The organism is Mediterraneibacter hominis (genome assembly GCF_014287475.1).
Classification (GTDB): domain Bacteria; phylum Bacillota; class Clostridia; order Lachnospirales; family Lachnospiraceae; genus Mediterraneibacter; species Mediterraneibacter hominis.
In genome coordinates this window covers 1-1968 of record NZ_JACOPF010000008.1, presented here as the reverse complement: position 1 = coordinate 1968, position 1968 = coordinate 1, and the positions used below count along the sequence as shown (strand labels likewise).

2 rRNA genes are annotated in these 1968 nt (G+C 52.1%); both read left to right on the top strand.

Features of this window, described 5'->3' with window-relative positions:
• The first annotated feature begins 84 nt into the window (after positions 1-84).
• Positions 85-1618, top strand: a 16S ribosomal RNA gene (locus tag H8S37_RS17130).
• Positions 1619-1833: 215 nt separating this feature from the next.
• Positions 1834-1951: ribosomal RNA gene (rrf, locus tag H8S37_RS17125) — 5S ribosomal RNA — on the top strand.
• Positions 1952-1968 lie beyond the last annotated feature (17 nt).

The following is a 1968-nucleotide window of genomic DNA, read 5'->3' as shown; positions in this document are numbered from 1 at the left end:
CAGTTCTAAACATGTGGGAAACCGCGTTAAGAACATGGGGAGCGCAAACGAACAAGAGGCTTTTAAAGACGAAGCCAAAGTTCTACATGCGAGAGTTTGATCCTGGCTCAGGATGAACGCTGGCGGCGTGCCTAACACATGCAAGTCGAGCGAAGCGCTTCGCACAGATTCTTTCGGGAAGAAGAGTGGAGTGACTGAGCGGCGGACGGGTGAGTAACGCGTGGGCAACCTGCCTCACACAGGGGGATAACAGTTAGAAATGACTGCTAATACCGCATAAGACCACAGGGTCGCATGACCGGGTGGTAAAAACTCTGGTGGTGTGAGATGGGCCCGCGTCTGATTAGCTGGTTGGTAAGGTAACGGCTTACCAAGGCAACGATCAGTAGCCGACCTGAGAGGGTGACCGGCCACATTGGGACTGAGACACGGCCCAAACTCCTACGGGAGGCAGCAGTGGGGAATATTGCACAATGGGGGAAACCCTGATGCAGCGACGCCGCGTGAGCGAAGAAGTATTTCGGTATGTAAAGCTCTATCAGCAGGGAAGAAAATGACGGTACCTGACTAAGAAGCACCGGCTAAATACGTGCCAGCAGCCGCGGTAATACGTATGGTGCAAGCGTTATCCGGATTTACTGGGTGTAAAGGGAGCGTAGACGGATAAGCAAGTCTGGAGTGAAAGCCCGGGGCTCAACCCCGGGACTGCTTTGGAAACTGTTAATCTAGAGTGCTGGAGAGGTAAGTGGAATTCCTAGTGTAGCGGTGAAATGCGTAGATATTAGGAGGAACACCAGTGGCGAAGGCGGCTTACTGGACAGTGACTGACGTTGAGGCTCGAAAGCGTGGGGAGCAAACAGGATTAGATACCCTGGTAGTCCACGCCGTAAACGATGACTACTAGGTGTCGGGTGGCAAAGCCATTCGGTGCCGCAGCCAACGCAATAAGTAGTCCACCTGGGGAGTACGTTCGCAAGAATGAAACTCAAAGGAATTGACGGGGACCCGCACAAGCGGTGGAGCATGTGGTTTAATTCGAAGCAACGCGAAGAACCTTACCTGCCCTTGACATCCGAATGACGAGTGAGTAATGTTGCTTTTCCTTCGGGACATTCGAGACAGGTGGTGCATGGTTGTCGTCAGCTCGTGTCGTGAGATGTTGGGTTAAGTCCCGCAACGAGCGCAACCCTTATCTTTAGTAGCCAGCAGGTAAAGCTGGGGACTCTAGAGAGACTGCCAGGGATAACCTGGAGGAAGGTGGGGATGACGTCAAATCATCATGCCCCTTATGGGCAGGGCTACACACGTGCTACAATGGCGTAAACAAAGGGAAGCGAGACTGTGAAGTGGAGCAAATCCCAAAAATAACGTCTCAGTTCGGATTGTAGTCTGCAACTCGACTACATGAAGCTGGAATCGCTAGTAATCGCGAATCAGAATGTCGCGGTGAATACGTTCCCGGGTCTTGTACACACCGCCCGTCACACCATGGGAGTCAGTAACGCCCGAAGTCAGTGACCCAACCGAAAGGAGGGAGCTGCCGAAGGCGGGACGGATAACTGGGGTGAAGTCGTAACAAGGTAGCCGTATCGGAAGGTGCGGCTGGATCACCTCCTTTCTAAGGAAGAATAACTTTTTCCGGCTGGAGCAATCCAACTAAAACGGAAGAAGAAGTAAAGAGTTGTTGTCTATTGTTGAGAGTTCAAGGAGAGGGAAGAGCAGAGAAAGAAAAGGGGAAGAGGTTCACCTTGCTGGGTTCGAAAGAACCTTACCAAGCGCGGCGAACAATCTTAGCTCTAGGCTCGAAAAGACCTCACCAAGAACTTAAGATTTTTTGGTGGCGATGCGTTTGCGGGAAACACCCGTACCCATCCCGAACACGATGGTTAAGCCGCAGACGGCCGATGGTACTGCACTGGAGACGGTGTGGGAGAGTAGGTGGCCGCCAAATTTAAAAAAGAAAAAAGG